Source organism: Candidatus Hydrogenedentota bacterium (assembly GCA_016791475.1).
Classification (GTDB): domain Bacteria; phylum Hydrogenedentota; class Hydrogenedentia; order Hydrogenedentales; family JAEUWI01; genus JAEUWI01.
Genome location: JAEUWI010000013.1, coordinates 39,445 through 65,811, shown reverse-complemented (window position 1 = coordinate 65,811; position 26,367 = coordinate 39,445). Strand labels below are relative to the sequence as shown.

The following is a 26,367-nucleotide window of genomic DNA, read 5'->3' as shown; positions in this document are numbered from 1 at the left end:
ACAATCGAGGCCAACGGCGGGTGCCACCCATACACGGAGGAGCTTGCGACGGAGTTTATGGGTGCGGCGCCTACAAGCGAGCCAAGTTCGTCGCGAGGCAACGAAAAAGCAGCCGCCACGCTGGTATTCATGAGTGGCCAGGCAAAGCCGATGTCCCATCACCCACAAGCTGATGGCCGCCTGAGGCGGCCCGCGTGTGGGTGGCACCCTTGGAATCCTTTTTCTGCTCGGAAACCCTTAACTTAGTGCCATTCGGGACCGTCCCGCGTTCTCGTTTCTGCGCGGAACGAAACTGCGCAATCCCCAAAAAGGGCGACCGGAGCAGCCAGGGGGAAGCTGCTCCGGTCAATGCCGACTGGTGTCACTCAGCCGGCGCTGGATGGGCAAAACTTACTGAACCGGGGCCGGGGGGGCCGGCGGTGCAACCGGCGGCGCCTCGGGGGCAACGACCGGCGGAGCCGGGGGCGCGTCTACCGGGGCATTTTCAGGCAGCGGAGGCCCGGCGGGCGCGCCAGGACCTTCGGGACCCCGGGGCGGACGATTTGCAAAGCGCTTCTCGTGGAAGGCATTAAACTCGGCTTCCGTTATGCTTCCGTCGCCATCCGCGTCGAAATCCTTGAACGCCGGAGGGCCGCCCGCGCCACGGGGACCACGGGGTCCTTCCATGCCTTCGGGACCGGGGCCGAAATCGCCACGGGGCGGCGGACCCTGACGGAAATCACCACCGTCGCCCTGCGGGCCGCGCTTCATGCCCCGACCTTCGGGGCCACCGTCAAATTCACCGCGAGGCGGCGGACCCTGACGATACCCACCCTCGCCGCCTTCGGGGCCACGGGGAGGACCATAACCTTCGCGGTCGCCGCGGAACTCACCACGGGGTGGCGGACCCTGACGGAAGTCTTCGTCGCCCTGCGGTCCGCGCTTCATGGCCCGACCGTCGGGGCCACCATCAAATTCACCGCGGGGCGGCGGACCCTGACGATACCCACCCTCGCCGCCTTCGGGGCCACGGGGAGGACCATATCCTTCGCGGTCGCCACGGAACTCACCGCGGGGTGGCGGACCCTGACGATACCCACCCTCGCCCCCTTCGGGGCCACGGGGCGGGCCGTAGCCTTCGCGGTCGCCCTGGAGCGAGCCACGGGGCGGCGGCCCCTGGCGATCACCATGCTCACGACCTTCCGGTCCGCGCTCTTCGGGTCGGGCGAACTCCGCGTGACCATAGCCACCGCCGGGGCGCTCCCCATCCCGCCGCACTTCCGGGCGCGGATCTGGGGCCGCGTCCGGGCCGGGCCCCTCCTGGGCTCCCACCACGCCGCCCAGACCGACCAGGCCAAGCGCGCCGAGACCGCAGGCAAGAAACACCGCCGTCCGGATACCGCTCTTCTCAAAGAATCCTTTGCTGCTCATCTCGCTATCCTCCTGACTGTCAGGCGCGCCCTGTCGGCGTCCTGGGTTTCGATTCCGGGGGGGCTGCCCCATTCGGGCGACTCATCCGTCCTTCGTCTGGCCCAACTGTAGCGCCGAAACATAACAATTCTCGCCACGGCCACATTACAAGTTCGTAATCTTGGGCGGGTTTGAGTCACGAGCGCCAATTCAGTAGACTGGGTGGATGAGCAGGTAGTGTTTATGTTGCCGGCACGACCTGGCAGCCCGCGTTCGAGTTTTGCAATGGGCTGCTCGTGGCCGCAGACCGGCTGGAGACGGGTTAATCGCGGACCGCCGTCGTCCGCTGAAATGGAGAGGGACTTTTCTATGAGCAGGCTGAACAACTGTAACGTATTCGTGCGCCTCGGGTTGGCCATGGGCAAGAGCACGGCCGCAGCGCTGATGATCATGGCGCTGATGACCGGTTGCGGGGCAGACGGTGGCGACAACCAGGCACCGGACGCCGCCGCGCCAGAAGCACCCGCCGCCGAAAATGCCGCGCCCGAAGCACCCGCCGAAGAAATTAAAGTCGCCTACGTCACCAACGGCATCGATCCCTTCTGGACCATCGCCGCGGCGGGCGTCAAAGCGGCCGCCAAAGACTTCAACGTAAGCGCGGAAGTACTCATGCCCCCCAAGGGCATCGTCGACCAGAAACGCATGATTGAGACCGCCGTTTCAAACGGCATCGACGGCGTGGCCATCAGCCCCATCGACGCGGCCAACCAGGTGGGCTTCATCGACCAGATCTGCGGCGCCACCAATGTCATCACCCAGGATTCCGACGCCCCCGAATCCAAGCGACTCTGCTTCGTGGGGATGGACAATTACAAGGCGGGACGCGAAGCGGGCAAACTGATCAAGGAAGTCATTCCCGACGGCGGCAAGATCATGATTTTTGTGGGCCGCCTGGAGCAGTTGAACTCCCAGCAGCGCCGCCAGGGCATCATCGATGAACTGCTGGACGCCCCCATGCAGGACGGCGCGAATCTCAATGTCAGCCCGGCGGCGGAGGTCATCACCGGCGGCAAATACACCATCATCGGCACGCTGACCGACAACTTCGACTATGCCAAGGCAAAATCGAACGCGGAAGACACCATCGCCGCCAACGCCGATCTGGCCTGCATGGTGGGCCTCTTCGCCTACAACATCCCCAATTGCCTGAAGGCCGTCGAAGGCGCCGGAAAACTCGGCCAGATCAAGCTCGTGAGCTTTGACGAGGCCGACGACACGCTGGCGGGCATCGCCGCCGGCACCGTCCACGGTACCGTGAGCCAGCAGCCCTTCAAATACGGCTACGAGTCTGTACGCATCCTCGCGGCCCTGGCCCGGGGCGACCGCACCGTGCTCCCGGAGAACGGTGTGCTCGAAGTGCCCACGGTGGTCGTGCGCAAGGACAACGTGGAAGATTTCAAGACCAAGCTGGAAGAAATGAAGGCCCAGGGCGCCTGAACCGAGGCGATCTACCCGCCACCACGTTGGAGTGACCAAGAAGCATGCTGGAGTTCCTCGTGACATGCACCGACGCCGAAGGCAAACGGGAAACCATTCGCATTCAGGCGACTTCCTCCCGCGAGGCCGTCGAGAAGTGCGCCTCGCGCGGCTATACGGACATCACCCTGCACACGGATGACGCCGCCGCCGTCGCCGTCGCCACCATGCCCGCCGTGGATGACGAGGTGATGAAACCTTCGGATCTGGTCGAATTGCGGTCCCTGTCCAGCCTGGGATTCTTCTGGATGCTCTACGGAAAATCCTGGAACTTCCTCTGGTGGGCCCAGGCTCCCGCGCTGGCCTGGCTGGCCTACGGCGCATGGCGTGGAACGCCCATGACCTGGGTGGGGTGGCTCGCAAGTGCCGTGTTGCTTCTCCCGCCCGCCGTCGCGGCCTGGTTCGCCTTTTTCGGCCCCGCCCGAAAATACGACGCCATGCTGGAAGCCATGTGCTGGGGACGCTGGCAGGAAGTGCTCGATCGCGTCCCCGCGCTTCGTGGCGCCGTGCCCGACTTCGAACTCGACATGCGCTGCGCCTGCGCCCTCGTGGGCCTGGGCCGCTTCGACGAAGGCATGGCGCTGGTCCGCGCCCACGGAAACGACCCCGCCATGCCCCTGTGGATGTATCTCGGGCGCATGTCGGAGCTCTACGACCTCGCACAGCGCTATGACGAGGCCCTGCAATGCCATCGCGACGCCTGGGAAGACGCGCCGGATAATCCCACCGTCGTACTGGATTACGCCCTGGCCCTGCTCAAACAGGAACGGGAAACCGAACTGGCCATACGGCTCATCGGCGAGATCGAAAATCAGCCCAAGGCCGACTTGCTCGTCATGGTGCTGCCAATGCTCCACGGTATGGCCGCTTTAAACTCGGGGCGCGACAGCGAGGCATCCAACCGGCTGAAGGAAGCCGAAGGCAACCTGCGCCCCATGGCGAAGGGCTCGGCCCTCGTACGCTTTCTCGTCGATATGGCCCGCACCTACCGCGCCATCGCCCTCGCCAGACTCGGGCGGGGTACCGAAGCCGACCGGCTCTTTGCCGTCGTGCGGCCCCGGCTGGAGGCCATGAACTACACGCGCCTGCTCGAACGCTATCGCGGCGCCCGGGGCCCGGAAGGCAAACACACATGACCGATCCCGGGCCCCTGCTTCGCGTTTCCAATCTGTGCAAACACTTTCCCGGCGTCAAGGCGCTCGACGGCGTCTCCCTCGACCTCTATCCCGGCGAAGTCCTCGCCGTAATCGGCGAGAATGGCGCGGGCAAGAGCACGCTTATGAAGATCCTCGCCGGCATCCAGCGGCCCGACAGCGGCGCAATCCATATGGACGGAAAGCCCGTGCAGATTGATTCCATCCGGGACGCCACCGCGCTGGGCATTTCCCTGATTCATCAGGAGTTGAACCTGGCCGACAATCTCGACGTCGGTTCCAACATTTTCCTCGGCCGCGAGCCCCATCGCTGGGGCGTTGTCCGGCGCGCCGCCATACATCGCGACGCGGCGGAGTACCTGCGGCGTGTAGGCCTGAACTGCTCGCCGCGCACCCTGGTAAGCCGACTTTCCGTCGGCCAGCAACAGATGGTGGAAATCGCCAAGGCCCTCTCCGTCCAGAGCCGCATTCTCATCATGGACGAGCCCACCTCCAGCCTGTCGCAGCACGAAACAGACCACCTCTACAAGGTCATCCGCGATCTGCGCGCACAGGGAGCCAGCATCATCTATATCTCCCACCGCCTGGGCGAAGTAACGGAACTCGCCGACCGCGTGGAGGTCCTGCGAGACGGCAGGAACGCCGGCGCCCTGGCGAAAGAAGAGATCGGCCACGACCGCATGGTCAAGCTCATGGTCGGGCGCGAATTCTCTACCGACCGCGAATACAAGACCCGCGCGCTGGGCGAAGAAGTCCTCCGCGTTGGCGATCTCGCCACGCCGGCCTATCCCGCGCGCCGCGTGTCCTTCTCCGTCCGCGCGGGCGAAATTGTGGGCGTCGGCGGACTCGTGGGCGCGGGCCGCTCGGAGTTGCTCCAGACCCTCTTCGGCGTCACGCCGCCTCTGGCGGGCCAGGTAACCGTGGCGGGCAAGCCCGTAAGTCTGAACAGCCCCATCGACGCCATACGCGAGGGCATGGCCCTGGTCCCGGAAGACCGCAAGCAGCAGGGGCTCATCCTGGAGATGGCCGTGCGCGCCAATTGCAGTCTGGCCAGCCTCAAGCGCGATCAACGCAAAGGTCTGCTCAACCGTGCGAAAGAGTGCGCCATCAGTCGCGAAATGGTCGAGGCCCTGCGCATCAAGACGCCGAGCGACCGCCAGATCGTGCAATTGCTCTCCGGCGGCAACCAGCAGAAAGTCGTACTCGGCAAGTGGCTCGCCATGAAGCCCCGTATCCTGTTGCTGGACGAGCCGACGCGCGGTATCGACGTGGGCGCGAAGCGGGAAATTTATCAACTCATGGAACGTCTCGCCGAAGAGGGCGTGGCGATTATTTTTGTCTCCAGCGAGATGGAGGAAATCCTCCACCTGCCGGACCGCGCCCTGATCATGCACGAAGGCGCCCTCACCGGCGAACTCGCCCACGGCGAATTGAACGAAGAAGCCGTAATGCACCTGGCCACGGGAAGCCCGAAAGTCGCGTGATACCGCACCGTGAGATTCCGCGGCGCCGTTCAAAAACAAGAGAACAACTGAACCACGAATGAACCTGAATTCACACGAATAAGAAACTGGGGCCCGACCCATAGAATCGATATTTTGGAAGGCTCGCACCTTGGCCTCCAGCAAACAGAAAAAGTGTTTAGTCTCAAAGAACCCAGGAGACGCAGAGGCCAACCTGTTATCGTTCAAATTGCGTCCTATGGGGTTAAATATTTCCAGGGAGAGTTCTCCGTGAAATTCCGTGCAGTTCCGTGGTCAATCCGTGGCTGTTGACCACGGAAGAGCACGGATATTCACGGAAACGATCATGTTCCATACTCTGCAGGAAGGCCTCGTTCGTAAAGATTAACCGCAACTGGATATTCGCGTTCATTCGCGGTTTAAATCTCTTGTGTCTTATTTCTTCATCAATTTGCGAGAATCTGCGCAAATTTGCAGTTCGGTTCTTTGGTTGCGGCCCAATGGCGCGCGTAATTAGCACATATATTACGACTCCGGAGTACACATGAAAAAAACACTGGGCATCCTCGGCCTCTTGATTGTCGTCTGCCTGTTCACGGCGGCCAACAGCCCCAACTTTCTCTCCGCCTACAACATGCAGAACACCTTCCGCTGGATCGGCCTCTTCGGCATTATCGGCGTGGGCGTGTCACTCGTCATTGTGACCGGCGGCATCGATCTTTCCATCGGCTCCGTCGTCGGCCTCTCCGGTTCACTCCTCGCATTCCTGCTCACGACCAAAGGGCTCTCCCCCTGGCTCGTTATCCCCATGATCCTCATCGGCTCCGCCGGCATCGGACTCGTACACGGACTCCTGATCACCAAGGTAAGGCTCCAGCCCTTCGTGGTCACGCTGTGCAGCCTGCTCTTCTGTCGCGGCATCGCACGCTACATGACCGGCGACCAGAGCGTGGGCTTCGGCTCCGATTTCAAAGGGCTCCGATTTCTATCCGACGGCGCGCTGCCCATCACCGGCACATTCTCCCTCCCCGTACCCTTCATCAACATGATCTTCGTCGCACTCGCCGCCGGGTTCCTCCTCCAATACACCATCTACGGACGCTACCTCTTCGCCCTCGGCCGCAATGAAGAAGCCGCGCGCTACAGCGGGATTAACACTGCCAGAGTCACGGTCGCCGCCTATGTCTTCTGCTCCCTCTGCGCGGGCTTCAGCGGCATCGTCTTCGCCCTCGATCTCAACACCGTGCAACCCGCCGGCATGGGCGAGTTCTACGAGCTCTACGCCATCGCCGCCGCCGTCCTCGGCGGCTTCAGCCTCCGCGGCGGCGAAGGCGCGATCCTCGGCGTCATCATCGGCACCGCCGTGCTCCGCGTCCTCCAGAACGCCATCACCATCCTGGGCTTCCCCTCGGAGTTGGAGTTCGCCATCATCGGCGCAGTCCTCCTCGCCGGCGTGATTGCCGACGAATTCTTCAAACGATTTATGGCGAAGAAGCGGGCGAGAGTCGCAATTTGATGGGACCATTGAACTAGTTCCAATCAACGTGGGACGAGTATTTTTGCACTCGTGCTATAGACATGCATGGAACAACCTGTTGTTTACCCATGAGGGTCGCGACGCGGTTTTATTCGACCTGAAAGGCCAATGCGGCTTCCAGTTCGCCGCGGCGAACTGAAAGCTGCACTGCCCCTTCGGGGCGGAAACGGTATACTGATCGCGCCAGACCTACAAGACCCACAAGACCCACAAGACCCACAAGACCCACAAGACCCACAAGACCCACAAGACCCAAAAGACCCACAAGACCCAAAAGACCCATAAGACCCATAAGACCCATAAGACCCATAAGACCCATAAGACCCATAAGACCCATAAGACCCATAAGACCCACAAGACCCATAAGACCCATAAGACCCATAAGACCCATAAGACCCATAAGACCCATAAGACCCATAAGACCCATAAGACCCATAAGACCCATAAGACCCATAAGACCCATAAGACCCATAAGACCCATAAGACCCATAAGACCCATAAGACCCATAAGACCCATAAGACCCATAAGACCCATAAGACCCCATGGAGGCCCATCGCCATGAATCCAAACCACAGCCGCCGCGCCTTCCTGCGCCACACCACCCTCGGTACCCTGGCCCTCGCAGGCCTCACCGCGGCCCGCGCCCAGGACGCCCCCGCGCAGCGCCCCAACATTGTCTGGATCTATAGCGACGACCACGCCCAGGCCGCCGTAAGCGCCTATGGCGGACGCCTCGCCGAGATCGCGCCGACACCGAACATCGACCGCATCGCCGGCGGCGGCGTGCGCTTCAACAACAGCTTCGTCACCAATTCCATCTGCGGGCCATGCCGCGCCGTGATCCTCACCGGCAAACACAGTCACCTCAATGGCTTCCGCGACAACGCAAGCACCTTCGATGGCGCGCAGCAGACCTTCCCGAAGCTGCTGCAACAGAACGGCTATCAAACCGCCCTCTTTGGCAAGTGGCACCTGGTATCCGAGCCCACCGGCTTCGACGCCTGGGAGGTGCTTCCCGGCCAGGGCCACTACTACAATCCCGATTTCATCACCCCGTCGGGCAAAATCCGGGAACCGGGCTACGTCACCGACATCACGACCGACAAGGCGTTGAACTGGCTGGAGGCGGAGCGCGACCAAAGCAAGCCCTTCATGCTGATGATTCAGCACAAGGCGCCACACCGCGAATGGGAGCCCGGCCCGAAGCACCTTAGCCTCTTCGAAGACGTGGAATTCCCCGAGCCGGACAACCTCTTTGACACCTATGAAAACCGGGGCTCCGCCGCGAAGTTGCAGGACATGTCCATCGAGAAGACCATGACCCTCGATTCGGATTTGAAGGTCTGGCCCGACAATGCGGAGTCCGACCCGAAATTGAAGGGCCGCTGGAATAACGCCATCGGCCGCATGAACCCCGAGCAGCGCGCCGCGTGGGACGCCGTCTATGGACCCCGAAACAAAGCCTTCCGCGAGGCCAACCTGTCGGGCAAGGATCTCGTGCGCTGGAAGTATCAGCAGTATATGAAGGACTACCTGCGCTGCGTGCGCGCCGTGGACGACAACGTGGGCCGCGTGCTGGATTATCTCAAGGAAAAGGGCCTGGACCGGAATACCATTGTGTTTTATTCCTCAGACCAGAGCTTCTACCTGGGCGAGCACGGCTGGTTCGACAAACGCTTCATGTACGAAGAATCCCTGCGCACGCCGCTCCTCGCCATGGGCCCCGGCATCGCGCCCGGCTCCACCTGCGACGCCATGGTGCAAAACCTCGACATGGCCCAGACCTTTCTCGCCCTGACGGGCACCCCCGATCCCGGCGACATGCAGGGGGCCAGCCTGGCCCCCCTCCTTCAAGGAGAGCAACCCGCCGCATGGCGCGACGCCCTCTACTATCATTACTACGAGGGTGAGGGAAAGGTGCACAACGTCTACCGCCACTACGGCGTGCGCACCGAGCGCTTCAAGCTGATCCACTTCCACACCTTGAACGAGTGGGAGTTCTACGACCTGAAAACCGACCCCGCCGAGATGCAAAACCAGTACGGCAACCCCGAATACGCGGAGACGATTAAAGCACTCACCGAGAAACTGGCGGTGCTCCGCGCCCAATATTCCGTGCCAGAGAGCGAAGGGATTTAGTAACCACCGGTAGAACCAGTGGTATGAGGAAGGCCCCTGAAAGCGGCCGGTCAGTCCAGGTAAACGTTCTGTTCGCCAAGTCCTATGGGGCTCATCCAGGTGAAGCGCGGGTCGAGATTTCCGGACCACTTCTCCGGACCCCGGCCTTGCTAATCCGCGAAGCGGATGACAGTCAATCGCCTGGAGCGTAAGCCCCAGGAACCTTGGCAACGTACCGATGAATCCGCGAAGCGGATGGCAGATTAGCGCCTTCTTGCGCCACCATCCGCTTCGCGGATTCAAACGAATGGCGAATCGTCAACCCGGGGCTTACGCCCCAAACAATGTAGAGGCGGAACCTGATGGATTCTCACCGGCTGAGCCGGCGGATTAGCTCGGACTTGGTCTGTTTACCAAAATAGAACAGTCCCGGTTTGGGCTTGAATTTGCGCGATCAAATCGTCATTCTTAGGCCAGCGGACACCCGGGCAGCGTGCGGGTGTTCAAACGAGAGGGACCGCGTGCGAAGCGGCCCCCTTCGTACAGGTGCGATTTGAAAACCGCAGGCGAGAGATTCGTAGAGGGGTTGGAGAGATGGCGGAAACGCAACCTTTGTTTGTTGTCGGGCTGGGAGAAGTGCAGTGGGATGTATTGCCGGATGGCCGGCAACTGGGCGGGGCACCCGCCAACGTCGTATATCATGCACAGGCCCTCGGCGCAAAGGGTGTCATCGCGTCCAGTGTGGGACAGGACAGCGCCGGTCGCGAATTGCTCGACGCCATGTCCCAGGCCGGATTGTCCATCGGCGTGGTCCATCTGGATGCGGCCCGACCCACCGCCGAGGTGAGGATTGAACTGGACAGCCACGGCACACCGACCTACGAGGTGCCCGATCTCGCCGCCTGGGACAACCTGCCCTTCCGCACGGAGTGCGTGAAACTGGCCCGCAAGGCCGACGCCATCTGCTTCGGTACCCTCGCATCACGCAATCCCGACAGCCGGGGCTGCATCCTTCAGTTTCTCGAATCCGTCATGCCCGGTTGCCTGCGGGTGCTCGACGTCAACCTCCGGCAGAAGGTCTACTCACGCACCCTGATACAGGACCTGCTCGAACACGCGGAAGTACTCAAGCTGAACGAGGATGAATTGCCCGTCGTTTCGTCCCTCCTGAACATCGGCGGCTCCACCAAAGAACGCATGGAATCGTTGATGGACAAGTTTGCCCTCGGCGCCGTCGCCGTCACCCGAGGCGCGCGCGGCAGCGTCCTCATGACGCCGGACCACCTCGAAGTCCACCACGGCGTACGCGCGGAGGCCGTAGAGAATACCCTGGGCGCGAGCGACGCCTTCACCGCCACGCTCGTCATGGGGCTGCTTCAGGGCTGGCCGCTCGGGGAAATCAGCGAGCGGGCCAACGAGCTTGCGAGCCACGTATGCACGTCGCGCTCGTCCATGCCCCACCGCGCCTCCCACGCCCGGTTCGCCTTCGAGCCCGCCGCGGAACTATACCCGCGCCTCGGGCAATTCGAGTACGAATAGTACCCATCCCTCCGGAGCATCCGCCAGCCAGAGTTTGCCATGGTGCGATCGCACTATCTCCCGCGCCAGGCTCAACCCCAGCCCCAGACCATCCACCTCGCGCGAGTGGGCCGGGTCGCCGCGATAGAAACGGTGAAACACGCGCTTCCGGTCTTCCGCCGCAATCCCCCGGCTCGTGTTGGCCACCGTAAGGCGCACCTTGCCCGCCTGGCGAAAGAGGCTGAAATGAATCTTGCCCTGGGGCACATTGTACTTGATGGCGTTATTCACCAGATTCTGAACCGCCTGCTGCAACAGGGCCGCATCGGCCTCGACCACAATTCCCGGGCTCAGCTCGCTCTTCACCTCCAACTCGGGCGCCAGAATCTCCACATCCTCGATTATCGACTCCACGAAACTATCCAGCGCCACCGGAGCCAGGGTGACCTTGAGTCGCCCCGCATCGGCCAGAGACAGGAGCAACAGGCGGCGAATTATGACCGTGAGCCGCTGCACTTCCTCCAGCAACTGCCCCAGCTTCTGCTGCAACGGGGAACCGGGCGGGGCCTCCTGCAAGGCCTGGTTGAGCTGGCCCTGAAGAATGGTCAATGGCGTCTTCAATTCGTGGGCCGCATCCGCGCTGAAGCGCGTGGCCTGCTTGAAACTGCGATCAAGGCGCTCAAGCATGCTGTTGAAAACGCGGTTCAACCGATCAAACTCCTCCGAGGAGCCCTGCTCCGGAAGCCGCCGCTCCAATTCCTGCGCCGTGATGGATTCCGCCGCAGCGATAAGCGCATTGACCGGCTTCAGGGCGCGTTGCGCAAGAAACCAGCCCCCCGCGCCGATAGCCACCATGGCCAGAGCAAAAATAGCGAGAAAGGTGTCGCGGAGCGCCCCGGTTTCCGCAAAAAAAGGCTCCAGATCCGCCGCAATTACCAGAATGTCGCGCGGCGAGGCCAGCACCGCCACCCGCCAGGACCGGTCGCCCGCGGTGCGCGTCTGAAAAAGCAACTCCTTGACCGGAAATCGCTCCGATGGCCAGGAGCGGGGCCCCTGACCCTGCCGGTATCCCGAAGCGCGCTCCGGGCCGTCGCCCAGACCGAATCCCGGAACCGGAGCCGGTACCGAAGCCTCAGGCGCGCGGGGCGGATTCCCCCCTGCTGGCGGCTCGCCCCGCTCCGGTCGCATAAACTCCGGCGGACCATCCGGCGGGCCGAAGCCGTTGAAATCGGGTGGACCGTCGAGCGGCCCGGGCGGCCCCCTGAAATCGGGTGAACGAAAAAAATCCGGCTCCATCGGAGGCACCGCATCCAGCGCTACGGCGTCGAGTATCGTGCCGGAAGCCAGCGCTGCGGGCCAGGTCGCGCTGCGGCGACGCTCTTCCCCGTCCCGGCCGACAACCACAAACGCAAAGGCACGGGATGGGTCCAGGCTTGAAAGATACTGGAGTGAATCCTCAAAAGCGCCCCAGCCGCCATCGCGTCGGGGCGATGCGAGTTGATTGCGCGCCAGGGCTTTCATCTCCCCATCCAGCCGCTCCAGACCGGTGAGACCGTGCAGCAAGTGCCACGTTCGCCAGCCAAACCCGAGCAGGATCGCCCCCGAGATGGACACGGAAAGGAGCATGATGCGCATCCGGAAGGACCGGGGCGCGAAAGCCAGCTTCATTCCCCTTCCTTCCGCACCCGATAGCCCACACCCCGTATGGTCTCGATGAACGCGCCGTCGCCGCCGAGCTTCTTCCGGAGGCGCTGAATGTGCACATCCACCAGATTCGTGTTCGGATCAAAATCGTAGCCCCAGACATGCTCGATCATCTGGGTGCGCGTGTACACGCGGCCGGGGCTGCGCATGAGGTATTCCAACAGGCTGAATTCCCGGGCCGTGAGCTTGACCACCACTCCGGCGGATTTCACCTCCCGCGTAATCAGATTGATGGTCACCTCCCCCGAACGGAGCAAACTCACGCCTTCGTCCGACGCGCGGCGCCTCACGGCGTGCAGCCGCGCCGCCAGCTCCTCCACATAGAAAGGCTTCGTCAGGTAGTCGTCCGCACCGGTATTGAGCCCTTCGATGCGCTCGTCCAGCTCGGAACGGGCCGTCAACAGGATCACGGGCGTGCCGTGCCCCTTCTTCCGGAACTGCTTCAGAATGCTCAGACCATCGCGGCCCGGGAGCATGATATCCAGCACAACCGCATCGTAGGGCTGGGAAAGCATGAGCCCCAGGGCCTCATCGCCATGTGCGCAATGCTCCACCAGAAAGCCCTGCTCGGTCAGGCCTTTCTTCGCGAAATCGGCAATCTGTTTTTCATCTTCAACGAGGAGAATCTTCATGGCGGAAGTATATCACGCGCCGGGGGCGCGAACGACAGAGCCTCCGAGCGCCCCTCCCCCTCGGGTCGTATCCTTTATTCCCGCCCGCCGAATTGCCATGGCCAATCCGGTGAATGTATGTTAGTATCGAATGAGCTTCGACCTGAAACGCCTTGGGCGCGTTGCCGGGGGCAGTGGGTCAATTGTGCAGTAACAGGAGGATGGGCAAATGGCATCAATTCGGGTTACAGGTATTCAGATGGCGGTGGGCGCGACCAAAGGAGAGAATCTGCCCAAAATACTGGAGCACATCAAAAACAGCGACTGCGACATCATCGTTTTCCCCGAAATGAGTCTCACGGGGTACAACAACGACTTCAGCGACACGAAGACGCTGGAGGCCTGGCAGCAGATCGCCACCGCGTGCCGCCAGTCCTATGTGGCGGCCATCATCGGCACCGGCGCCCGCGCGGATGGACACACCTACATCCAGTCGCGAATCTATACGGACCACGGCGAACTCCTCGGCACCCAGGAGAAGCTGATTCCCACCGAAAAAGACCGCGCCTGGTGCCGTCCCGGCGAGGAACTCCGGGTCTTCAATTACCGCGACCTGGACTTCGGCTGCCTCATCTGCAATGACCTCTGGGTCACGCCCGGCCTGGGGACCTACCCCGATCACCGCCTGTCCCATCAGTTGCGCCAGAAGGGCGCCCAGGTTATTTTCCACAGCGTCAATTCCGGGTGCGACCCCTTCTACACCGAATTCCACATGGCCAACTTGAAGCTTCGCGCGCGGGAAAGCGCGCGCCACATCATCACGGTGAACGCGGCCAGCTTGAACGGCCCCATCAACTCGCCCAGCGGCGTCGTTTCGCCCGAAGGCGAGTGGCTCGTGCGCTGCAACCCCCAGGGTGAGCAAAGCTTCACCTTCGAGATCGACCCCGACACCTTGTAGAATAGTCTGGCGTCTGGAGTCCGAAGGAGAATGGTTTCGCGTCATTGGCGCTCCAATTCATCCCCTCGGATCGGTCCGATCCCTCTGATCGGGCCGATCTGAACTCCAGACGCCAGCCCCCCCCCTCCAGACTGGACTTTCCATGCCCCAAATCAGTGCCGTGCTTATCGTAAAAAACGAAGCGCCCCGACTCGCTTCGTGCCTGGAGGCCCTTCGCAACCTGGCCGATGAGATCATCGTGGCCGACACAGGCTCTTCCGACGACACCCTGGCGCTCGCCCGCCAGTTCACGCCCCACTGCCATGAAATCCCCTGGGAAAACGACTTCGCCGCGGCGCGCAATCGCGCCATCGCCTTCGCAAAAGGGCCCTGGATCCTCTCCATCGACGCGGATGAAGTCGTGGCGGATCCCGAACGCGCGCGCGACCTCCTGGAAGAATTCATCCACCACCAACCGGCCGGCGCGACCGGCACGATCCAGCACCGCAGCCCCACCGGCACCGGCGCGAACCAGACCATTGTTACGGGCACCGTGGAACGCTTCTTCGAAAAAGCGGCCTATCGATTCAGCGGCATCATCCACGAGCAACTCGTGGCAATCAACGGACCGCGCGGCCCCGTCGCCTCCACCGGCGTCGTGGTGGCCCACTCGGGTTATGAGCATCGCGAAGAAGACCCCGACCATAAAGGGCTCCGCAATCTGCCCCTGCTCCGGCAGGCCGCCACCACCCACCCGGGCGACGCCTATTACCCCTATCAGCTTGGACGCACTCTCTTCACGTTAAAGCGCTACCCCGAAGCCATTGCGGCATTCGAAGCGGCCCTGCGCGACATCGATTTCGCGCAGACCGCGCCCGCATACCGAAATGGCGCGCCCGTCGGCCGCGAGACCCTCACCACGCTCCTCACCAGCCTGACCTACGCCCTCGCCAATTCCGGGCGCCTGAACGACGCCGAAAACCTGCTTACGGATCACATAGCCCTCAACCACCACGGCACCCACTGGGCCGATTTCTACCACGCCTGCGGCTACGTCGCCCTCATGCTCGGGGATATCGAGCGGGCAAAGGCCGCCTACACCGAGTCCATGCGCCGCGGCCCGGTCCGCGAGGACGTCGCCGGCACGGGAAGCTACGCAAGCGCCTACCACCTCGGCCTGCTGGCCGAGGCGGAGGGAGACCTCCCCGGCGCCATCGGACACTACGCCACCGCGCTCCAGTTTAAACCCGACCACCGGGTCACCCTCGACCGCTACATCGACTTCATGGTCGAGCAGCAGTTCGGCGTCGCCCCCAACATCCAGGCGCACGCCAGCCCCGAGGCCTTTCACGCCGCCGCCCTGCGACGGCTCAAGTCGCGCCTGGAGGCCGATGACAAGACCGGCGCGGATTTCCTCATCACCACCATCGGCCTGCTGACCTTCACCAACAAACGCTTCGCCAATGACCTCCTGGAGCAATGCCAGCAACTCCGGATGCGGTACGGGCAAGCTTGATGAAGGGCGCATAAGCCCCACAAAAAGAGACGCCACAGCCCCACAGCCCCACAGCCCCAAAGCCCCACAGCCCCAAAGACCAAAAGACCAAAAGACCAAAAGACCAAAAGACCCATAAGACCCAAAAGACCCAAAGACCCAAAAGACCCAAAAGACCCATAAGACCCATAAGACCCATAAGACCCATAAGACCCATAAGACCCATAAGACCCATAAGACCCATAAGACCCACAACCACCAGGAACCCCCCATGACCTCCTTCCAGCTCACCAACAAAGTCATCCTCGTCAACGGCGGCAGCCGCGGTATCGGCGAGGCCTTCGCCCGGGAATTCGCGCGGCGCGGCGCAACCGTCATCGTAACCTCGCGCAAGCAGGACGGCGTGGACGCCGTCGTCGAAGCCATCAAGGCCGAAGGCGGAAAAGCCGCAGGGAAAGCCTGCCACACGGGCGACCCCGCACAGATCGACGCCCTCTTCGAATGGGTCGAAGCGGAATTCGGCCGCCTCGACGGACTGGTGAACAATGCCGCCACCAACCCCTACTTCGGCCCCTTCATCGAAGCGCCCGAATCCGCCTTCGACAAGACCTTCGAGGTCAACGTGAAGGGCTATTTCATGATGGCCCAGCGCGCCTGTCGCCTCATGGTCAAGTGTGGCGGCGGCTCCATCGTGAACATTGCCTCCATCGAAGGCATCAGCCCCTCCCCAATGATGGCCATCTACTCCATGAGCAAGGCCGCCGTCATCATGATGACCAAAACCATTGCCAAAGAAATGGGTGGTGCGGGCGTCCGCTGCAATTGCATCTGCCCCGGTCTCACCGAAACCAAATTCGCGAAAGTGCTCATCGACACGCCCGAAATTCGCGAGGCCCAGGTGGGTAAGACACCCCTCGCGCGCCACGCCCAGCCCGAAGAAATGGCGGGCGCGGCGGTTTATCTGCTCTCCGACGCGGCCAGCTTCACCACCGGCGCAATCCTCACGGTGGACGGGGGTGCGGTGATTTGAATCGACCGTGATCCGCGCATATTCGGAACCGGGCGGACGCGCCGTTTTACCGGTGACCTTTGCCGACCCTCACCGCGCCGAGTGCGCCAGCAACCACTCCTGATACCGGTGCAGTCGCCAAAGATTGAAGCGCTCTTCCCACTTCATCTTGTCGTCCCCCGGCAGATCCTTCAGGCGATAGGGCACGCTGTCCCACGACTTCGTGCTCTTGTCGCCCGAGGCGGTCTTGATGCTCGATCCGTCTTCGTCGAATGTCGCACTCAGAATTCCCCCCGCCGGATCTTCCAGCGAAACCAGCAGGGACCCGTCGTCCGTGTTCCACACGTTCGCCGTCTTGTCCGCGGAGGCCGTGACAATCCGCTTCCCGTCCGGACTGAAAGACGCGCTCACAATCTCGCTCGCGTGCCCCTCCAGGCTCGCCAGCAAAGCGCCCGTCTGCGTGCTCCACACCCGTGCCGTTTCGTCCTTCGAAACCGTGGCCACCCGCGCGCCATCCGGGCTGAAGGTCGCGTTGGTCACCGCGTCCGTGTGCCCCTCAAACGTGAACAGCAGGGCGCCGTCCTCGATACGCCACAACTTGGCCGTCCCGTCCCACGAGGCCGTCACCACCTGCTTGCCATCCGGACTGAAGCCCGTGCTGATCACCCCGTCTATATGGCCCTTCAACGTGTTCAGCAGCGCGCCCGTCGCCGAGTCCCAGATGCACACGGTCTTGTCCCGCGAGGACGTCACCACCAACTTCCCATCGGGACTGAAGGAAGCGTTGTCGATGTCGTCCGTATGACCTTTGAGCGTCGCGATGATCGCGCCGTTCATCGCGTCCCACACTTTCGCCGTGTTGTCGCTCGACCCGGTCACGATACGCCGACCGTCCGGACTGAAAGACGCGCTGTTTACCTCGCCGCTGTGCCCCACCAGCGTCGTCTTCAGCGATCCATCGGAAACCTCCCACACCTTCACCGTCTGGTCGCGCGAGGTCGTGGCAAAGCGCTGGCTGTCCGGTGAGAACGACGCGCTCGTCACCCCCTCCGCCGTCCCCGCCACGTTCTCCTCCACCTCCGTCTTCTCCGCCATCAGCGGCACGCTCCAGATTCGCGCGGTCTTGTCCTCCGACGCCGTCACCACGCTGGCGCTGTCCGGACTGAAAGACGCGCTCCACACTTCCCCCGCGTGGCCCGTCAGCGTCACCAGCAGCTTGCCCGTCTGCGCATCCCACACTTTGGCGGTTCGGTCCCGCGAGGCCGTGACCACCATCATGCCGTTCGGGCTGAACTGCGCGCTCTCTATGGAAAGCTCGTGGCCGTCCAGCGTCGCCAGCAGGCTGTAGTCGATCATGTCCCACACCCGCGCCGACTTGTCCCACGACACCGTCACCAGGCGCGTACCCTCGGGGCTGAAGGCCACGCTCCACACCTCGTCGGAATGGCCGATCAGGGTCTCCACCAGCCGCCCGTCGTAGGCATCCCACACCTTCACCGTATTGTCCTTCGAAGCCGTCGCTATCAACGACCCGTCCGGGCTGAACGCCGCGTTCATCACGCCGTATTCGTGCCCCGTCAAGGTCAACTGCAACGCGCCCGTCGACCCGTCCCACACTTTCGCCGTGCGGTCCCAGGACGACGTCACAATCCGGCTGCCATCCGCGCTGAAGGACGCGTTCTCCACCGTTTCGCCGTGGCCTTCGAGTGAAAAGAGAACTTCGCCCGTATCCGCGTCCCACACCCGCGCGCGATTGTCCGCCGCGGTCACCACCTTGGTGCCATCGGGGCTGAACGACGCGCTCGTAAGGTCCGCCTCGCCCTCCAGCGTGGAGATGACCGTGCCCTTCGCCACGCTCCACACCTTCGCCGTCAAGTCCCACGACAGCGTCAGCAGGCGCTTGCCGTCCTTGCTGAAGGAAACGCCCCAGACCTTCTCCTTGTGCCCTTCCAGCGTGAACTGCAACGTGCCGTTCGCCACGTTCCAGATGCGCGCGTTGTCGCCCGCGATCGTCACGATACGCGTGCCGTCCGGACTGAAAGCCGCGCCCAGAAGCCGATCTTCGTGCCCCTCCAGCGTGCCCAGCGACTGGTAGCACTGCGCCAGGAAATAGCCCCACTCCCAGTTCCGGTGCTCTTCGCTCGACGCCCACAGAATCTTCCGCGCCAGGGGATATTGCTTCTGCGTGATCTTACTGCTCGCGAGCTGAATGCTCGAATAGTACGACTGAATTTCCGCGATGCGCCGCTGACGCTCCGCCTCGTTCCGCTCCTGCTCCACCGCCTCTCGCTGCTTCTGCGCCTCCGCCTCCGCCTTGCGCGCGTGGTCACGCTCTTCATTCGCCGCGCGCCGCTCCTCGATGGCTTCGTTGCGCGCGTGAGTGATCTGATAGATATACACGCCCGAAAGTGCCAGCAACAGCACAAAGGCCCCCGCCGCCACAAAGATGGCGGACCGGTAGCGCTGGAGAAAGCGCGAAAAAATATCCTTCACCGAATAGACGTAGGCGTCCACCAGCGCGCCCGACTGGAAGCGCGTCACGTCGTCCGCCAGCTCCTTCGCCGTGTTATAGCGCTCGTTCGGGCTCTTGCGCATTGCCCGCTCGCAAATCGCCGCCAGCTCCAGCGGCACCCGGGGCTCCACCTTCAGGATCCCCATCGGCTCTTCATAAATTACCGAACTGATCAGTTCCTTGATCGTTTTCTTCTTGAAGGGCAGCCGGCCCGTGAGAATCTCGTACAGCACCACGCCAAGACTGTAGATGTCCGACCGCTCGTCGATCTGATCCGTGTGCCCAAGCGCCTGCTCCGGCGGCATGTACGCCGGCGTCCCGATCAACTGGCCATAGTTCGTTTTCGCCGAACTCGCCGCGGAACCGAGGTTCATCGACATGATCGATTTCTCGATTACATCCGCGTGGGCGTCGTGACCCCGGCGCGCCTTCGCCAGACCCCAGTCCAGCACCACCGTTTCGCCGAACTCGCCCACCATCACGTTCGCCGGCTTGATGTCGCGATGCACCACATGCCGGCTGTGGGCATAGGCGATAGCGTTGCACAAGTCGATGAAGTGCGGCAGCAGCATCAGCCGCTCGCGCAGGGAACCGGCCTCGCGGATCGCCTTCGAAAGACTCTTCCCACGCACCAGCTTCATCGTGTAATACAGCGCGCCGTCTTTGCGGTGGCCCAGCTCATACACCGGCACAATCGAAGGGTGCTCCAATTGCCCCGTGATCCGCGCCTCCTGCAGAAAGCGCGCGATCACCGCGCCCGAAAAACGCACCGGACTCGGCGCACTCGGCACGGCCGCCGTGCCCGGTTCCGCCGACTCGCCCCCGCCCGAAGAGCCCATGTGGGGCAGCAGCTCCTTCAGCGCAATGTCCCGGCCCAGGTATTCGTCGTGCACCATCAGGATGCGCCCCATGCCGCCCCGCGCGTGCTCGCTCTGGTGCGTATAACGCCCCGAGTTCTCGATCACCCCCGGAACCTCGTCCGGCTTCTCGTGCTTCAGGGGGATAGTCACCTCGGGAGCCGACGAAAGCTCCACCGTGCCGGAATCGGTCAGGCGAATGGTGCCAAGAAAGGAATCACGGATGCTGTCCTCGCCCCCGAAAGACTCCAGCGCCGCCGCGCTGTCCCCGTTGTGCGCCGCCACCGCCTCGCTCACCAGCCGCTCCAGCAGCTCGCGGTCCTTGCTCTCCAGCGCGTTCGACTCCACAAGACGCGTGGGAATGTCCCGGCTCGGATCCGTGGCCCACGCACCCGCCGCGTCCATCAACTGGGCCGGCGAGACCTTGTTGAGCTGAACCGCGAATACTCCGAAAAGGAGGTTATGGTCTCGTTTCATGGAGAGAAATCCGTGATGATGCTATACGAACAACGGCGCTTCCCGAGGCGCGCGAAAATGAAGGACGCTGCGGCTGCTCACGGAAGTGCGGTTGGTCAGAATCGTACGCGCAAAAACGCGCTTCAATAAGGAGGCTTGCCTGCAAGACCTCCCAAGACAATTCTACCCCATCACCCTTGGCAGTTGACAATTGACAATGGACAATGGACAACGAATGCCGATCACTCAAATGCAACTGTTGTATCCCATCGGTCCTATCGGTCGAATCCGTCCTATCTGTCAAACAAGCACCCCAAAACCCACGCCCCGTTGTTCGTTGTTAGTTGTTCGTTGTCAATTGTCAATTGTCCATTGTCAATTGATCAACCCATTCCAAAATGATCGCACGCATCTCCGGCAACTCCTCGTGCTTGCACTCAAACAGCTCGATCCGACAGTCCTCCGCCTTGCCGTACTGCGCGTAGAGCGGCGCAAGATAATCCCGCACCTTCTCCACACCCTCCGGCGGCGTCAACCCATCATAGCGCCCGTTCAAGCTCAAGCGGCGACGCGGCACGATCAATTCATTGATCTCCGCCGTCTGAAAGTGTTTCAAGAGCGATGGCACATAGTAGTAAATTCCGTGCCGCGCCAGGCCCTTGTTCGCGATCAACGCCTCATAGTCCGTCAGACAGCAAAGATCCATGCAGCACGTGATCCGCTCGTCCAGCGCGGCCAGCCACCACGACTTCGTGGAACCCATCGAAATCCCGAAAGAGCCAATCCGCGACGTGTCCACCTCGGGCCGCGTGCACAGATAGTTCAAGGCCTGCCACTCATCGAACATCATCATCCCGTAGAGCACCCGTCCCTTCCACAGCATTTCCTTGAAGGTGTCGCACTCCCCATTGCCGCCATTTTCCGGATAGGGCGCGCGCTCGCCAAAACACCAACTGTCGATCGCCAGCGTCACGATACCCTTCTCCGCATACACCGGCGCATAAGCCTGCATCGCACGCGTGCCCGTCAGCAGCTCCTGCTTGCCCACAAAGTAATCGCCGCCGTGCCAATGGTGATACATCAGCCCCGGCGCTTTCTCGGCCCGCTTGTCCGGAATCAAGAGCAATGCCGGCACCGTTTGGATGCCGTTCAACTCCAGATCCAGATGCTCCAGCGTAAAGCCCGGATGCTGCTCCACCTTCTTCAACGTCGCCACCGGCGCCTTCTTCTCCGGCAATTCACCCAGCAGCGACCACAACTCGGCCCGCCGCTCCGCCTGATAGGCCCTGAACTCCTCAACACTCCGTGCGGCCATCGCGTCCTCGCTCGCAAGCAACGACAGCGCACCCGCCATCGCTCCCGCCTTCATGAATTCTCTACGGTTTATCATGGACTAACTCCAAATGTAACCCGGCGGCTCGTTCCGCGCCGGTCGCTCCATCATAGCCGAACCGGATCGCGCGAAAACACGAAAACAGCACGCACCGGCCTCGCCCACCCGGTGCACGACCGGATGCACCGGTGTAGCAGTCCGACCCACTTGCATTATGGATAGTCCCGGGATATTCTCTTCAAAGGTGACACAGCCCACGGGGGACTGGTTCGTTACCGTTTTCCAACACTGTCGGTGGATATGAGGGGGGTAACCTCGGGCAATTCGGCCCACACACGGCCGCATCGCCGTCGGCATCCTGCCCTCGCGACGAGCAGAAAGAGAGGAAAATAATATGAAAAGCACGGCGTTGCAATTGGTCATTCGTGGACTTCTTGTGTTCGCAACCGGAGCCGCCCTGCTGCCCGCACGCGCCGCCGGCCCAGGCCCGGAAGAGGTCCGCGAAATTGCGAAAGAAGCCTATATCTATGGCTACCCTATGGTGGACAGCTACCGCATACAACATGCCTACTTCATCGACAAGAACAACCCCGAATTCAAAGCCGACTGGAACACCATCCGAAGTTTCGCCCGCGTCTTCACTCCCGAAGACAAAGCCGTGCAGACTCCGAATTCCGACACGCCCTACTCCTTCCTGGGAATGGACCTTCGCGCTGAACCCGTCGTGCTGACGGTGCCGCCCGTCGAGAAGGAACGGTATTTCAGCATACAGCTCATCGACGCCTACACCCACAACTTCGACTACATCGGCAGCCGCACCACCGGAAACGACGGCGGCAACTTTCTCGTCGCGGGGCCAGGCTGGAAAGACAAGACCCCGGAAGGCATTACTAAAGTTATCCGCTCCGAAACCGAACTGCTCCTCGCCGCTTACCGCACCCAGCTCTTCCGGCCCGACGACATCGAAAACGTAAAAAAAGTTCAGGCGGGCTACAAGATTCAGCCCCTCTCCGAGTTTCTGGGTAAACCCGCGCCCAAAGCGGCGCCGGCGATTGATTTCATCCAGCCGCTTACCCCCGATACCCAGAAGACCTCCGTCGAGGTCTTCAACATTCTCAACTTTGTCCTCAAGTTCTGCCCCACCGTCGATTCGGAAAAGGACCTCATGAAGCGCTTCGCCCGGATCGGCGTCGGCGCCGGAAAATCCATCGACGTGGAAAAGCTCGCCCCCGAAATCAAAACCGCCCTGGAGCAGGGCATGGCCGACGCCTGGGCCGAACTCGCCGCTTTACAGAAAAAGATCGACGCCAGAGAAGTCACCTCCGGCGACATGTTCGGCACACGGGAATTCCTGAAGAACAACTACCTGTACCGCATGGCCGCCGCCGTGCTCGGCATCTACGGCAACTCCAGGCAGGAGGCCATGTACCCCATATATGCGGTCGACGCCGACGGCGCCAAACTGGACGGCGCCCACCGCTACACCCTTCACTTCGCCCCCGGCCAGCTACCGCCCGTCCAGGCCTTCTGGTCCCTCACCCTGTACACCATGCCGGAAAGCCTCCTCTCCGCAAACCCCCTCAACCGCTACCTCCTCAACTCCCCCATGCTGCCCCAGTTCACCAAAGACAGCGACGGCGGAATCACCCTGTACGTGCAGCACGACTCCCCCGGGGCCGAAAAAGAGAACAACTGGCTCCCCGCACCGCAAGGCCCCTTCCTCGTCGTCATGCGCCTCTACTGGCCCAAAGAAGAAGCCCTCACCGGCGCCTGGACCAATCCGCCCCTCGTAAAGGTCGAATAATCACCAACACCACGCCGGGGTACGCCCGATTAACCCCGGCGTGGTGGCACCATGCTCGCAACAAGCATGACACGGATGAACAACGGCGCGCGATGGAATGGTAGCCCGGCGCGCCCTCGATCGAATACCCGTCGGAGATTCACCGGAGGCGAACTCCACCGCCATCCCTGCTTGCGGCGGGACGACAACCCGATCATCTGGACAGAAGAAGACGCCTACTTCGATGCACCTCGTAACTTGAAGTGTGTGGCGCAATTTAGCCGCGCTCGACGTTTTGATTAGCGAATCGCATGGGAGATGGGTTCTTCGGAAGACTCGACTTCACGGAAGAGTGCGCGCGGCCAAGGCCCCCGGCGCTGGCGGTGCAGGAAGTCGGCAGTCCCAGCCCCCCCCTACCTCCGCCCATCCACGGCCTGCTACACTCTTCCCCGTTGTAGTTTGCCTACCTCAAGGATTACCCCTACCCATGCAGTACCCCCGCGTCACCCTCCCACTCCTCCTCGCCCTCGCGCCTTTCGCTCTCGCCGAAGATCTCCCCTGGTGGGCCTCCTTCCCCCGCATTGCCCAAGGCCAACCCGCCGACCTCAAGCCCTACAATGCCGATGTGGTCTTCAACGGCGGGCTTAATTCTCCTTCGTGGGGACTCTGGGGCACGAAGCTCTTCGGCCATCCCCACACCATAACCGAGATCGCCGATCTGGGCGGACGGGCCATCACCTATTTCGAGACCTTCGGACAGTCCTATTGTGTAATCGTGTCCATACCCGATTCGGAGCTGAACAAGGAATTCCCCCGCGCCTCGTCGAGCCACTGGTCCTGGGCAAATTACAAGGGCGATCCCATCTATTGGGCCGGAGCCCACTGCTGGTTTGATGATCTGCCCGAAGCGCGCCCCTGGACGCGCACCCACCCGGAATTCGGCGGGCCGCCCATGCGCTACCCCGATGGCGCCATCGCCACGGGCTACAACGGTGACCCCGCCAACCCCCTGAATCACCGCGCCTTCGACGCGGGCTGTTCGAAGAACATTCTCGGCGAACTCTCCTTTGAGATAGAGCCCGCCTCCAAGGAAGTTCAGAAAAAGGGCCCCCACACCGGCCTCATCAAGCTCAAGGATCAATATGTAAGTCTCTTCTACATGCACAAGGACAGCGCCTGTCCCCACTGGCTCGATCTGGACGAAGCCGCCGTGCGGTATGCCGCGAAGAACGGCGCGGACGGCATGTGGAGCGACAACTTCAGCCCCTGGGACAGCTTCGGCATTCGCCCGGTGGAGCGCGGCTTTGGCGAGTGGTCCGTGGCACTCTTTCGCGATTACCTGAAGGGGCATTTCGACGCCGAGGCCCTCGCGCGCATGGGCGTGACCGATCTCGCCACCTTCGACGTCCGCAAGGCGCTTCGCGATCAGCTTCAGGCCTGGAGCGGCGATCCCACGAACCTCCACGACCCGAAATGGATCGACCCGCGCTGGCTCGATCACGATCTGTGGCACGCCTATGTCATCTTCAAGCGCCAGCAAGGCACCCGCGCGCTGGAAGCCTACGATCAGCGGGTCCACGCCGCCGCGAAAGCCTTCGGCAAGCCCGAGTTCCTCCTCGCGGGCAACGATATCCCCGCGCTTAGCCTGGGCTGGGTGCGCGGCGAACTCGACATGGTGAGCACGGAATCTTCCGCAGGCCACGCCCTGGATGCCGGAACCCGCGGCCTCATGCTTCCGCCCCTCGGCCGCCACGCCGTGCGCTATCGCCTCGCCGCCGTCCACGCACGCAGCAACACGGTTAACGTCTGGCCCTACCTCGAAGGCAAATACGACCCGTACGGGCGCAACCCAAACCTCACGCGCGTCATGGCCTATGAAATGCTCGCGGCCAACGCCCTGCCCATGGCCTACCCCAGCCTGCCCCGCGTCCTCGGCGATCCCCAGGCCTATGCCGACTTCTTCGCCTTCGTCGGCGAGGCCCGCAAGCACTTCGGCCAGCGTCGACCCATCGCGCGCACGGGCCTCTATTACTCGTCGTCGTCCCTCCTCGCCTTCATGGCCCCCGGCGGCTTCATCGATTTCAACGCGCGCCCCCACCAGTTCGGCTACTACGGCTGGGCGACCGCGCTGCATGATATCCACGAGCCTTATGTCCCCGTGCCCGAATGGCAACTCAATGCCGAAACCCTCGCCGGCCTCGACCTTCTCATCGTGCCCAATGCCTCCGTCATCGATGAATCTGCCATCGCCACGTTGAAGCCGTGGCTCGACGCGGGCGGGCGCATGCTGATCACGGGCGAAAGCGGCATCCGCGACGGCGAGTCCGGCAACTTCGCGCGACACCATCGCGGCCCGCTGCAGGCCCAGCTCGCCTGCGATCACGTGGTGGCTGCCGAAGGAAATCCCGGCATGGATTACTATCTGAAACACGAAGAGCGCGCCACGCGTCTGCCCGCGTTGGCCGAGCACCTGCGCGCGGCCCGCGGGCCCGAAGCCATCCCCATGATCACCGCTGCGGGTATACCGGCCACCACCGGCATCACACCCCACTACAACCCCGAAACGAAGGCGCTCTTCATCGACATCAACAACCTCAACATCGATCTCGATACCGACACGGTGACTCCCACCGAGCCCGTCACCTTCGAGATTACGCTCCCCGAGCCGCTGCGCAACATGCCCCTGACCCATCGGATCATCTCTCCGGAACCGGAAGTAACGGCAACCATCACGCCCCTCGACAACAATCGCGTTTCGGTCACGCTGAGCCCCGTGCAGTGCTACGCGTCGGTGATGTTCCAGCACAATCCACTATGAAAAAAAATTCGACGCCGGAGAGGGACTGACGCGCGCAAGTGCACGCTCGGCGAGCGCCGGATACTCGCCCCTAATCTTGATCGCCGAAAACGGCAACCACGTCAACGCGCGTGGCTGTCCCGTCGTCAGGGAGGCA

General features: G+C 62.4%; 16 protein-coding genes and 1 pseudogene. 13 read left to right on the top strand and 4 right to left on the bottom strand.

Annotated features, from left to right (window positions below):
- Positions 1 to 558: 558 nt before the first annotated feature.
- The 8 genes and pseudogenes from JNK74_09085 (at position 559) to JNK74_09050 (ending at position 10,737) form a co-directional block, all read left to right on the top strand.
- Positions 559 to 1,521: a hypothetical protein gene (locus JNK74_09085; GenBank protein MBL7646326.1), complete on the top strand. Its 963-nt coding sequence runs from the start codon at positions 559 to 561 to the stop codon at positions 1,519 to 1,521.
- 237 nt (positions 1,522 to 1,758) lie between these two features.
- Positions 1,759 to 2,886, top strand: coding sequence for a substrate-binding domain-containing protein (locus JNK74_09080; protein MBL7646325.1), 1,128 nt, complete (start codon positions 1,759 to 1,761; stop codon positions 2,884 to 2,886).
- 44 nt (positions 2,887 to 2,930) lie between these two features.
- The gene (locus JNK74_09075) at positions 2,931 to 4,061 is read left to right on the top strand and encodes a hypothetical protein (GenBank protein MBL7646324.1); all 1,131 of its coding nucleotides are present in this window, start codon (positions 2,931 to 2,933) and stop codon (positions 4,059 to 4,061) included.
- Complete coding sequence (locus JNK74_09070; protein MBL7646323.1) at positions 4,058 to 5,563, top strand: sugar ABC transporter ATP-binding protein; 1,506 nt, start codon at positions 4,058 to 4,060, stop codon at positions 5,561 to 5,563. The genes JNK74_09075 and JNK74_09070 overlap by 4 nt, the downstream gene beginning before the upstream one ends.
- 523 nt (positions 5,564 to 6,086) lie before the next feature.
- A complete protein-coding gene (locus JNK74_09065) occupies positions 6,087 to 7,058 on the top strand; it encodes an ABC transporter permease (protein MBL7646322.1) in 972 nt (323 codons plus the stop codon).
- Positions 7,059 to 7,252: 194 nt separating this feature from the next.
- A pseudogene (locus JNK74_09060) lies at positions 7,253 to 7,642 on the top strand (DUF4573 domain-containing protein).
- The gene (locus tag JNK74_09055; protein ID MBL7646321.1) at positions 7,639 to 9,219 is read left to right on the top strand and encodes a sulfatase; all 1,581 of its coding nucleotides are present in this window, start codon (positions 7,639 to 7,641) and stop codon (positions 9,217 to 9,219) included. Before JNK74_09060 ends, JNK74_09055 begins: the two are co-directional and overlap by 4 nt.
- 573 nt (positions 9,220 to 9,792) lie before the next feature.
- Positions 9,793 to 10,737 (top strand): carbohydrate kinase, encoded by a 945-nt coding sequence (locus JNK74_09050; GenBank protein MBL7646320.1) that lies wholly within the window; start codon positions 9,793 to 9,795, stop codon positions 10,735 to 10,737.
- Here the strand turns inward: JNK74_09050 and JNK74_09045 are convergent.
- Positions 10,702 to 12,384 (bottom strand): HAMP domain-containing protein, encoded by a 1,683-nt coding sequence (locus tag JNK74_09045; GenBank protein ID MBL7646319.1) that lies wholly within the window; start codon positions 12,382 to 12,384, stop codon positions 10,702 to 10,704. The two genes, JNK74_09050 and JNK74_09045, sit on opposite strands and share 36 nt — an antisense overlap.
- Positions 12,381 to 13,052: a response regulator transcription factor gene (locus JNK74_09040; GenBank protein ID MBL7646318.1), complete on the bottom strand. Its 672-nt coding sequence runs from the start codon at positions 13,050 to 13,052 to the stop codon at positions 12,381 to 12,383. Before JNK74_09040 ends, JNK74_09045 begins: the two co-directional genes overlap by 4 nt.
- A gap of 208 nt (positions 13,053 to 13,260) precedes the next feature.
- On the opposite strand from JNK74_09040, the gene JNK74_09035 reads away from it, so the two are divergent.
- The 3 genes from JNK74_09035 (at position 13,261) to JNK74_09025 (ending at position 16,493) form a co-directional block, all read left to right on the top strand.
- On the top strand, positions 13,261 to 13,989 hold the full coding sequence (locus JNK74_09035) for a carbon-nitrogen hydrolase family protein (GenBank protein ID MBL7646317.1): 729 nt from the start codon (positions 13,261 to 13,263) through the stop codon (positions 13,987 to 13,989).
- A gap of 142 nt (positions 13,990 to 14,131) precedes the next feature.
- Complete coding sequence (locus tag JNK74_09030) at positions 14,132 to 15,484, top strand: glycosyltransferase (protein MBL7646316.1); 1,353 nt, start codon at positions 14,132 to 14,134, stop codon at positions 15,482 to 15,484.
- Positions 15,485 to 15,734: 250 nt separating this feature from the next.
- Positions 15,735 to 16,493 carry a glucose 1-dehydrogenase gene (locus JNK74_09025; GenBank protein ID MBL7646315.1) on the top strand — a complete coding sequence of 253 codons (759 nt, stop codon included), beginning with the start codon at positions 15,735 to 15,737 and terminating at the stop codon, positions 16,491 to 16,493.
- Between the two features lie 69 nt (positions 16,494 to 16,562).
- Here JNK74_09025 and JNK74_09020 read toward each other — a convergent pair whose 3' ends face one another.
- Both JNK74_09020 and JNK74_09015 read right to left on the bottom strand, forming a co-directional pair.
- Positions 16,563 to 20,318 carry a protein kinase gene (locus tag JNK74_09020; GenBank protein MBL7646314.1) on the bottom strand — a complete coding sequence of 1,252 codons (3,756 nt, stop codon included), beginning with the start codon at positions 20,316 to 20,318 and terminating at the stop codon, positions 16,563 to 16,565.
- A gap of 340 nt (positions 20,319 to 20,658) precedes the next feature.
- Positions 20,659 to 21,687, bottom strand: a complete 1,029-nt coding sequence (locus JNK74_09015; protein MBL7646313.1) for a twin-arginine translocation signal domain-containing protein — start codon at positions 21,685 to 21,687, stop codon at positions 20,659 to 20,661.
- A gap of 337 nt (positions 21,688 to 22,024) precedes the next feature.
- Between JNK74_09015 and JNK74_09010 the strand changes: the two genes are divergently transcribed.
- Positions 22,025 to 23,434: a DUF1254 domain-containing protein gene (locus JNK74_09010; GenBank protein ID MBL7646312.1), complete on the top strand. Its 1,410-nt coding sequence runs from the start codon at positions 22,025 to 22,027 to the stop codon at positions 23,432 to 23,434.
- A gap of 466 nt (positions 23,435 to 23,900) precedes the next feature.
- Positions 23,901 to 26,231 (top strand): hypothetical protein, encoded by a 2,331-nt coding sequence (locus tag JNK74_09005; GenBank protein MBL7646311.1) that lies wholly within the window; start codon positions 23,901 to 23,903, stop codon positions 26,229 to 26,231.
- Positions 26,232 to 26,367: the final 136 nt, after the last annotated feature.

Excerpts from the sequence above, each read along its gene's own strand:
- JNK74_09080 (MBL7646325.1), top strand. The coding sequence starts at position 1,759 with ATGAGCAGGCTGAACAACTGTAACGTATTCGTGCGCCTCGGGTTGGCC.
- JNK74_09075 (MBL7646324.1), top strand. The coding sequence starts at position 2,931 with ATGCTGGAGTTCCTCGTGACATGCACCGACGCCGAAGGCAAACGGGAA.
- JNK74_09070 (MBL7646323.1), top strand. The coding sequence starts at position 4,058 with ATGACCGATCCCGGGCCCCTGCTTCGCGTTTCCAATCTGTGCAAACAC.
- JNK74_09065 (MBL7646322.1), top strand. The coding sequence starts at position 6,087 with ATGAAAAAAACACTGGGCATCCTCGGCCTCTTGATTGTCGTCTGCCTG.
- JNK74_09055 (MBL7646321.1), top strand. The coding sequence starts at position 7,639 with ATGAATCCAAACCACAGCCGCCGCGCCTTCCTGCGCCACACCACCCTC.
- JNK74_09050 (MBL7646320.1), top strand. The coding sequence starts at position 9,793 with ATGGCGGAAACGCAACCTTTGTTTGTTGTCGGGCTGGGAGAAGTGCAG.
- JNK74_09045 (MBL7646319.1), bottom strand. The coding sequence starts at position 12,384 with ATGAAGCTGGCTTTCGCGCCCCGGTCCTTCCGGATGCGCATCATGCTC.
- JNK74_09040 (MBL7646318.1), bottom strand. The coding sequence starts at position 13,052 with ATGAAGATTCTCCTCGTTGAAGATGAAAAACAGATTGCCGATTTCGCG.
- JNK74_09035 (MBL7646317.1), top strand. The coding sequence starts at position 13,261 with ATGGCATCAATTCGGGTTACAGGTATTCAGATGGCGGTGGGCGCGACC.
- JNK74_09030 (MBL7646316.1), top strand. The coding sequence starts at position 14,132 with ATGCCCCAAATCAGTGCCGTGCTTATCGTAAAAAACGAAGCGCCCCGA.
- JNK74_09025 (MBL7646315.1), top strand. The coding sequence starts at position 15,735 with ATGACCTCCTTCCAGCTCACCAACAAAGTCATCCTCGTCAACGGCGGC.
- JNK74_09020 (MBL7646314.1), bottom strand. The coding sequence starts at position 20,318 with ATGAAACGAGACCATAACCTCCTTTTCGGAGTATTCGCGGTTCAGCTC.
- JNK74_09015 (MBL7646313.1), bottom strand. The coding sequence starts at position 21,687 with ATGATAAACCGTAGAGAATTCATGAAGGCGGGAGCGATGGCGGGTGCG.
- JNK74_09010 (MBL7646312.1), top strand. The coding sequence starts at position 22,025 with ATGAAAAGCACGGCGTTGCAATTGGTCATTCGTGGACTTCTTGTGTTC.
- JNK74_09005 (MBL7646311.1), top strand. The coding sequence starts at position 23,901 with ATGCAGTACCCCCGCGTCACCCTCCCACTCCTCCTCGCCCTCGCGCCT.